The organism is Vibrio sp. (assembly GCF_038138445.1).
Lineage (GTDB): Bacteria > Pseudomonadota > Gammaproteobacteria > Enterobacterales > Vibrionaceae > Vibrio.
Map to the genome: position 1 here is coordinate 25,088 of NZ_JAYQDQ010000044.1, position 8,584 is coordinate 33,671.

Sequence of the window (8,584 nt, forward strand, 5' to 3'; positions counted from 1 at the left end):
CATAAAAATGAGGCTTTTATCAGAGCGTTTCAAAGCTTTACAACTTCAGATCATGATTCCCGTGGGCAATTTTTGCTTTCAGGTAGTTCTTGTTACCGTCTTTAACATGCGCGGATGTATTAATAGATTGTGTTACTTCAATACCGTGCTCTTGCAGTTCTCGCACCTTTTTAGGATTATTGGTAATCAATTGAATTTTGGATACGCCAAGCGCTTCAAGCATCTGAGCCGCTTCAGAGAAGTCGCGTAGGTCATCACCAAACCCTAGATGATTGTTCGCCTCATAGGTATTCATTCCTTCACTTTGTAGTTTGTAGGCATCGATCTTGTTGTAAAGCCCTATGCCTCGACCTTCCTGCCTTAAGTAAAGGATAATGCCGCCTTGTTTACCAAGCTTATTAATCGTTTCATCTAATTGCTCACCACAATCACATCGAGAAGAGTGGAATACATCGCCAGTCAAACACTCTGAGTGTATACGGACAACAGGAGTCGATTGGGTTTTGTCAGCTTGTTTAAATATGATCGCTACGTGTTCTTTCTCGGTCTTAAGCCCTTCAAAGGATAAGAGTTCAGCCTCTATGTCGCTATTACTGCCGACTTTAAAATCTACTCTGGCTCTAACTTCCGCCATAACCCTACTCACTTGATTCTTTATTATTGTCTGTTTCTTTGATTATAGAAACCTTACGGGTGACTAACTATGGGGATTCATCTGGTATAAATCAATGGTCAGATCACTTTTGTTATAATATAACATTTGAGATTTTAGGCAATAAAAACCTCAGCGAATTCTATCATTGAGGCTCCCTAATGTGTACAAAAGAAGCTGGCTATTGTATTCAGTGGCTATGGTTTTTCTTCCATACAGACAGTTCAATCCACATATCTTCAAGAAGTTGTATCTCTTCATCAGTTAGAAAAGAAAGTGTCGGCTTGGTGTGAGGTAAAGAGTATTCCTGCAAAGCACTAATTTGGGCATGAAATTCTTTGCGCAACTGAGATGTGTATGTTTCCACTGCTTTTCTCTGACTGTCTTAGCAATAAATATCTAACGAGCATATGATGCCAAAAATGATAGTTACAGCAATTCAACAAACCACAATTTGCAACATAGTTCACATTACATTTTGATTTCATACCTATATAATTCAAAGCATTACCTCATCAGGTTCATCATTTAGCTCAAACTGTAAAACCATAGTTTGGATTAAAATCAATATTAATCCACCCATAAAAACTTAGTTGCATATAATGTAAGTGTGTCGTTCAAATAACATACAAAGCGGAGAGCAATATGTTTCTAGTCAGATTGGTGTATACAAGTGCGATTACTGAAGGTGTAACTGAATCAGATATTCAAAACATTCTAGATACTGCACGCAAAAACAACACAGTACTCAATGTCACAGGTGTGTTGCTTTTTAGTAAAAACTGCTTTCTTCAGTGCTTGGAAGGTTCGAGAGATCAAGTGAATAAGGTGTACCATAAGATCCTAAATGACAATAGACATTCAGATGTGGTGTTATTGGATTACTCAGAAGTTTGCGAGCGAGAATTCGCAGACTGGAGCATGGGTTATATTCCGGAAATGGCAATAACTAAGCCTATCACTCTCAAGTACTCAGAAAGTTCAGATTTCGAACCTTATAAAATGCCTGGCTCTAGTGCACATAAGCTGCTGACGAGTTTGAGTAAAATCGTCAATGTAGTCTAGTGATTTGATGTTAAATTGGACTCAAATGCGTCGAGTAGGTAGTTAATAAATACTTTCTTGCGTTTTGGCATCAACTGTCGATCGGCGTAAACCAAGCTTACTGAAACTTCAGGCATTGTATATTCAGGTAGCAATTGAACAAGCTTGTTACTGGCAAAATGCTCTCGGCATATAAACTCAGGTAATACTGAAATCCCTAGCCCGTCTAAACATGCTTTTAGACAGGCGGTAATCGTATTTACTCGTAAACGATAAGGTAAATCAATCTGTATCGAATTCTTACCTTGTGGTGCGATCAGGTGCCATTTAGGTAACTTAACTGCGCGACTATACACGTCAACCATTTGGTGAGGACTCTGGAGATCTTGATGTGAGCTGATTTTACCAAACCCTTCCAGATACTCTGGGCTAGCCGCCAAGACACGTTGAGATTTGGTTAGGTATCTTGAAATTAAAGAGGAATCTTGTATCTCCCCCACTTGTGCGTAGAGATCGATCCCTTCGGAAATAATATCCACTTCTCGATTAGATAATTCAAGATTGATGGTGACATTAGGGTATTGTTTTAGGAACGTATTGATGTATGTACCTAATACTTGATGACCCAACTCGACTGGCAAGACAACTTTTAGTGGGCCACGGATCAAATCTTGGTTAGCTGATACTTCAAGCTCTGCTTGATTCAACAGTTCTAAAATTTGCAAGCTAGATTGATAGAAGCGCTCTCCTTCTGGTGTCAAAACCAGACTTCTAGTGGATCGTGTTACTAACCTAACACCCAAATGCTTTTCTAATTCCACCAATTTTCGACTAACTGTCGACTTTGTCATATCTAACGCATCAGCCGCATGGGTAAAGCTCCCACAATCAACAACTTGAGCAAAAACAGTAATAGCGTTTAAATCCACCCTTCCCTCCTTGGTTTGATTGGTAAGATATTTGCAACAGTGTTTCCCTTTTTTCCTATCTTATCAGTTAATCATTTTCATTTACAATTTGTGCTCATTAACAATAACGATAAGAGACACAGCATGACGGATTCAGCCCATATCAGACCGCAAAAACAAAGCAATAAAGTCCTGTTTATCGCAACCAGTGCGATAATGATTATTGCGATAGTCTGCATTGGATATTGGCTTGGGTACGCTCGATACTTTGAATCCACCGATAACGCCTACCTGCAAGGAGACATAACAACCATACGACCAAAAATCTCCGGTTATATTGCCAAGTCTTTCGTTAGCGATAACCAAAAAGTAAAGAAAGGAGATTTACTGATTGAGCTTGATCCACGCGATTATGTAACTGAACTTGAACAAGCAAAAGCTCATCTCGCGGTATCAGAATCAAGTATCGATAATCTATCTGCGCAAAGAACCTTACAAGAAAGTCAAATAAAACAGGCTGAAAGCCGCGTAGATTCTGCTAAAGCTGAGTATCAACGTTCCGCTCAGCAGTTGGAACGTTCACGTAGTCTTCGCAAGAAAAATTATGCTTCCCAAGACGAAGTCGATGATATGCTCGCACAGCAGAAAGTCGCTCTTGCAGAACTGAATGAAGCCAATGCTAACTTAGTCGCGGCTCATGACCAACTGTCCGTAATTGACAGTGACATTCGTCAAGCTGAAGCCGCTATTACCGAATCTAAAGTGGATGTTGACCAAGCTGAACTTAACTTGAGTTATACAAAAATTTACGCTCCCGCAGACGGTATAATAGGAAAAAGAAGTGTGCGCCAAGGGCTTCTTGTTCAATCCGGAACCCCGCTAATGAGCCTTGTACCTACGAGTAACATATGGGTAGAGGCCAACTTTAAGGAAACCCAGATCGGTGACATTCGTAAAGGTCAAAAAGTGAACATTGAATTTGATGCTTTCCCTGATCAGCCTCTAACAGGCGTAGTAGATAGTTTTTCTCCAGCAACAGGGGCAAAATTTGCCCTACTTCCTCCAGAGAATGCAACGGGTAATTTTACAAAAGTCGTTCAGAGGGTACCGGTTAAAATCACTATACCCAATCAACAAAGTCTTAAAGGTCGGCTACTACCCGGACTGTCTGTTGTCACTACGATAGACACTCGGGGTTAACCATGTCTGTAAATCCTGCGTACACTCATGTCTCAGCCGAGGATGACGTACCGATAAAAAATTGGATTGCTTTAATTGGTGGTTTAATTGGTGCTTTTATGGCTATTTTAGATATCCAAATCACCAATTCATCGCTCAAAGATATTCAAGGCGCGCTGTCCGCCACACTTGATGAAAGCTCTTGGATATCAACATCCTATTTAGTCGCTGAGATGATAGCTATCCCACTTAGTGGTTGGCTGTCTCAGGTATTAGGCAAGCGCAGATACCTCACCTGGACAACGAGCATCTTTACCTTATCCTCACTGCTATGCTCCTTGTCTTGGAACATGACATCAATGATAGTATTTCGCGCTATGCAAGGTTTCAGTGGAGGTGCATTGATCCCACTCGCTTTCTCCTTAGTTGTTCAATTACTGCCACTAAACAAGCGCGCTGTGGGTATGGCTTTATTTGGGGTCACTGCCACCTTTGCACCGGCAATTGGGCCGACATTTGGCGGCTGGCTAACCGAGAACCTTTCTTGGCATTACATTTTCTACATTAACGTTCCTCCAGCAGTTCTTCTTATCGTTATGGTTCGTTATGGCTTAGAAGATGAGGTAGCTAGCTTTTCAAAATTTAAAACAGCAGATTGGTTTGGCATCGCAACAATGGGAATAGGACTCGGCTGTCTAGAGGTGGTGCTCGAGGAAGGCAATCGCGAAGAGTGGTTTAGCTCTCAGTTTATTATTGCTCTGAGCGCTATCTCTGCTGTTAGTTTAATCTATTTTGTGATCAACGAGCTGCAACACAAAAAGCCACTGGTCAATATACGATTACTCAGGGACCGTCAATTTGCTCTGTCATGTATCGCATACCTGATCTTAGGGATGGCATTACTGGGTTCTATTTATGTACTACCCCTCTACTTAACGCAAATTCAACAGTTTAACGCTATGGAAATAGGCCAAGTACTGATGTGGATGGGCTTCCCACAGTTACTATTTTTCCCATTAGTACCAAGGCTCACCCAAATCATAAAGCCCAAGTACTTGGTTACATTCGGTTTTATTATGTTTGGCTTAAGTTGCTTCGTCAATACACATATGACTATCGACTTTGGCGGGCAGCAACTTATTCTATCAATGCTGCTTCGGGCTATAGGAAGTCCATTTATTATGGTCCCCCTATCTTTAGTCGCAATGAAGAACATCGACAATCATAATACCGCTGATGCATCCACATTAACCAATGTGATGCGCAATCTTGGAGGCGCTTTTAGCATTGCTATCATCGCAACTTTGTTAGATAACAAAACTCGTGAGCACTTATCTCATATTAAAGAGTCACTACCCTACGTTAGTACAACGGCGTGGGATGCATTGCGTGAGCAGCAGTCATACTTCATGCAATCAGGAAGTGACGCTGTAACAGCAATTCAGCAAGCAGAAGCTGTGTTACTTAACACCATGCAGCGTGATGCTGCAATTATGGCTTATAACGATGTGTTTTTAATTATGAGCATATTTTTAGCGATAGCGGCTTTACTGATACTAAGTATGAAAGATTAAGTCAGGTCTAAAGTTAAGATGCCTTTAAGTGCTTCTTAACTTTTTTCAGCGCCATCCGTTGCTTAAGTGGAGATAAATAGTCGATAAACAATTTACCTGATAAATGATCGATTTCATGCTGCATAACAATCGCGAGAAAATCATCACTTTCAACACGAATTGGTTGCCCATACCTATCTATGGCTTGTACTGTAACAGATGAGTAACGCTCAATATCAGCGTAATATTCAGGTACAGACAAGCACCCTTCTTGGTTATGGATTGGGTTATTACCCTCTACGATTTCAGGGTTGATCAACACCAAGGGGTTATCGCGGCTTTCAGACAGATCAATGATAACTACAGACTCTCTGCGTCCAACTTGTGTGGCCGCTAAACCGATACCATTACTGGTTGCATACAGTGTCTCTAACATATCATCAATCAATCTCTGTATTGATTGAACATCTTCTACCTTTTCGGCTTTGGTCCTTAACCGTGGATCAGGTGCTGTTAGTATATTCAAAACTGTCATAATGACATTATCCTTAACTTAGCTGACTCCATGCCTATCCGCATATAGGTCAGCAGCAGTAAAATTTGTTTTAAAAGTAAAAGCGAAAGGGGTATCACCGTTTGTTCTAAGGTGGTCAAGTCTATCTATAGCCTCTTGCGGCGTGGGAATATGGCCGTCTTCTATCCACCAAAGCACGTAAGTGTCTTCTGCGACTTGATGAAACCATTCTTTTTTTCGGCGCATAAAATCTCTGTGAATAGTGCGAAACATAAAGTCTTTGAGAGAGTCTGCCGTTTCCCATACTGACATATTGACTATGATATTTGGGTCATCAAAAAGCTGAATGCTTGTTGCGTCTCCTGAATCATCTTTAAGTCGCCAAATGAACCCTTCGCTTTGCTCGGCAATAGCATTGACTCTCTCCAAGTTGTCAATAAAATCTTTTATATTGGGGTGATCTAATGGATATTTAGCATGCGCGATATTGAGTTGTGCTAGTTTCATTTTAACTTCCCTGTAAAAATGAATTTAATTTTCTAATCTTAGATATGTTATCCTTTTTATTATTTTCAAAGTCAAGCTTTAAGCGATTCTATTAGTTTAAAGACCTTAAGCTATAATAAATAACTTTTCTATCAGAAAAATCAAAAAACCATTCACTTTCACCACTAACATATAATAGCTGCTCTTGCTTTTCGGTAGGTTTAAGCCTCTCCTTAAAATCAAGCATTGCATCATTGGATAAGACGAAGCTTCCTGATGATTCATTAAGATCAAGATTGTTATTAACGACGATTTCTGTTGCTGACCTTGGTATAATTTCAGGTAGCCAGCCACGCTGAAATAGGTCATCTTCTTCGGCACTTTGGTATGTTGGATACTCACTAGTAACTATGTCACTACACCCATACATAGTAAGCAAAATTATTGGAAGTAAATATTTGTTTAATCTCATTAATCATTACGCCTGAGAGGTTTTGTTAGGTTTCTCGGTTACAACCTATCACAATTCCAAGAGAGAAAAGTGATGACTGGCAATATTGAACCCATTCGATAAATAAAATCGGTGCGCAGAGAATCGCTGTACACCGGAATCTAAATGCAACTGAGCACAACCAGCTTCCTTAGCGTAGGTCTTTAACCAGCTAAGTAAAAATGTACCAACCCCAGCCGAACGGTATACTTCGTTAGTGATTAGATCATCAATGTACATGTATTTACCCCATGCTAACTTTTCACCGATACAAAAGCCTGAAACAGCGAGGATTTGATCATCTGACTTTACATATGCAACTTTATATCCATCCTGCTGCTGCTTTTCTATCTGTTGAGATAAACCTTCCAAACTATAATTGGGGCGAAGCTGTAACAGTACTTGTAGCACTTTTACATCATATGGGGCTTTTTCCAAGAAATGCACGTTCATAATATTTAGCCTGCTTCCATAAAGTTATCGATTACCTATATCGGCGTACATGATATGCTGAGGTCCAGCTTCACCACCTAAATAGAGCTGTTGAGTATCAAGAAAACCACCTTTATGATAACATGCTTTGGCTGCTGGATTTTTGCAATTGACAGTTAGATAAACGCTTTTATATTGGGAATAATTAGCCTCAAGATATGACAATAAAGCTTTGACTGCCAGAGTACCAATCCCCTTCCCCTGACAATTAATGTCTATTGCAAACGCTTTTACACCTAAACTATTTTGGGAACAAAATGAAAAATTGTCAGAATACAGGGTGTCAATTTTGAAAAAACCCACAGGTTTACTGCCACTTTTAATAACGTAAAGATGCATGGTTTCACTACTTGAGCTAAGGAAGTTTTCAGCATTTCCTGCATATTTTTCTTGCTCATCCGCTAATGTAATATTCTGAACATCGATTAAGTGGGTTGAGTCTAGGGGAGAAATAGAAACATTGCACGAGGTGTTATTAATTGTCATTTATAATTTAATCTCATCAGATCTATATAGACATCATGATGCAATAGATAAATAAAAAACTCAATATCATGTTGAGCTCAGCAGTTCCATATATATGTATTCATTTCAATTAATTTCAATAAAGAAACATCACAATGCACGATAAATGAAAGACATTGTCGTGCTATATCATGGTTTCTTGCAAATCTAAGTCGAGGTAAGCAAATAAAAAACGATTACTCTTTCATGCTTTGGTTATGATGTTCAACTAAGGATATAAACTCGCTTGGTGTCAGAGGTTGAGAATACAAGTAACCCTGGTAGGCGTCGCATTTTTCTTGGCGTAACACTTCGAGCTGCTGCTCATTTTCTACTCCTTCCGCAACTACGCTAATATCTAGGCTATGCCCCATTTGAACTATCGTTTTGAGTAGGATCCGATCCGCTTCATGTATTGCGCACTCATTAACAAAATATTTATCGATTTTTAGTACATCAACTGGCAAATGCTTTAGGTATTTTAAACACGAATACTCAACACCAAAATCATCCACAGCAATTGACACACCTAACGCTCTTAATTGATTACATATCTCAGTAACACCTTCTGGATCTTTCATCAATGTCGACTCAGTAATTTCAATTTGAAGCAGGTGTGAAGGGAGTTGAATCTCTCTAAGAATTTCACAGATCGCCTTAAAAAGATCCTCATCATCAAATTGAACTGTTGAGACATTCACCGAAACACAGTAAGCTGGCGGTGAGCCCCATTTAACTGAAAGCTGGCACCGACTAAAAATA

The 8,584-nt window shown here is 39.7% G+C and carries 12 protein-coding genes; 3 read left to right on the top strand and 9 right to left on the bottom strand.

The window, feature by feature from the left end; genetic code table 11:
* Positions 1 to 37: 37 nt before the first annotated feature.
* Together ribA and AAFM34_RS12515 are read right to left on the bottom strand one after the other, a co-directional pair.
* On the bottom strand, positions 38 to 634 hold the full coding sequence (ribA, locus tag AAFM34_RS12510) for a GTP cyclohydrolase II (protein ID WP_341663296.1): 597 nt from the start codon (positions 632 to 634) through the stop codon (positions 38 to 40).
* 208 nt (positions 635 to 842) lie between these two features.
* Positions 843 to 1,019 (bottom strand): hypothetical protein, encoded by a 177-nt coding sequence (locus tag AAFM34_RS12515; protein ID WP_341663298.1) that lies wholly within the window; start codon positions 1,017 to 1,019, stop codon positions 843 to 845.
* 278 nt (positions 1,020 to 1,297) lie between these two features.
* Here AAFM34_RS12515 and AAFM34_RS12520 point away from each other — a divergent pair, with 278 nt between their 5' ends.
* On the top strand, positions 1,298 to 1,717 hold the full coding sequence (locus AAFM34_RS12520) for a BLUF domain-containing protein (protein ID WP_341663300.1): 420 nt from the start codon (positions 1,298 to 1,300) through the stop codon (positions 1,715 to 1,717).
* On the opposite strand, the gene AAFM34_RS12525 is transcribed toward AAFM34_RS12520, so the two are convergent.
* A complete protein-coding gene (locus AAFM34_RS12525) occupies positions 1,714 to 2,625 on the bottom strand; it encodes a LysR family transcriptional regulator (protein WP_341663302.1) in 912 nt (303 codons plus the stop codon). The two genes, AAFM34_RS12520 and AAFM34_RS12525, sit on opposite strands and share 4 nt — an antisense overlap.
* Before the next feature lie 123 nt (positions 2,626 to 2,748).
* On the opposite strand from AAFM34_RS12525, the gene AAFM34_RS12530 reads away from it, so the two are divergent.
* Together AAFM34_RS12530 and AAFM34_RS12535 are read left to right on the top strand one after the other, a co-directional pair.
* Positions 2,749 to 3,804 (top strand): HlyD family secretion protein, encoded by a 1,056-nt coding sequence (locus tag AAFM34_RS12530; protein WP_341663304.1) that lies wholly within the window; start codon positions 2,749 to 2,751, stop codon positions 3,802 to 3,804.
* A gap of 2 nt (positions 3,805 to 3,806) precedes the next feature.
* Positions 3,807 to 5,357, top strand: a complete 1,551-nt coding sequence (locus AAFM34_RS12535; protein ID WP_341663306.1) for a DHA2 family efflux MFS transporter permease subunit — start codon at positions 3,807 to 3,809, stop codon at positions 5,355 to 5,357.
* Between the two features lie 13 nt (positions 5,358 to 5,370).
* Here AAFM34_RS12535 and def read toward each other — a convergent pair whose 3' ends face one another.
* The 6 genes from def to AAFM34_RS12565 all read right to left on the bottom strand — a co-directional run.
* Positions 5,371 to 5,871, bottom strand: a complete 501-nt coding sequence (def, locus tag AAFM34_RS12540; protein ID WP_341663307.1) for a peptide deformylase — start codon at positions 5,869 to 5,871, stop codon at positions 5,371 to 5,373.
* Positions 5,872 to 5,889: 18 nt separating this feature from the next.
* Complete coding sequence (locus AAFM34_RS12545) at positions 5,890 to 6,357, bottom strand: DUF3291 domain-containing protein (RefSeq protein ID WP_341663310.1); 468 nt, start codon at positions 6,355 to 6,357, stop codon at positions 5,890 to 5,892.
* Positions 6,358 to 6,448: 91 nt separating this feature from the next.
* On the bottom strand, positions 6,449 to 6,808 hold the full coding sequence (locus tag AAFM34_RS12550; RefSeq protein WP_341663312.1) for a hypothetical protein: 360 nt from the start codon (positions 6,806 to 6,808) through the stop codon (positions 6,449 to 6,451).
* A 48-nt stretch (positions 6,809 to 6,856) separates the two neighbouring features.
* Positions 6,857 to 7,279 carry a GNAT family N-acetyltransferase gene (locus tag AAFM34_RS12555; RefSeq protein ID WP_341663314.1) on the bottom strand — a complete coding sequence of 141 codons (423 nt, stop codon included), beginning with the start codon at positions 7,277 to 7,279 and terminating at the stop codon, positions 6,857 to 6,859.
* A 24-nt stretch (positions 7,280 to 7,303) separates the two neighbouring features.
* Entirely contained in the window at positions 7,304 to 7,804 is a 501-nt protein-coding gene (locus AAFM34_RS12560) for a GNAT family N-acetyltransferase (protein ID WP_341663316.1), read from the bottom strand.
* 215 nt (positions 7,805 to 8,019) lie between these two features.
* A partial coding sequence (locus AAFM34_RS12565) for an EAL domain-containing protein (protein WP_341663317.1) occupies positions 8,020 to 8,584 on the bottom strand: 565 nt, incomplete at its 5' end.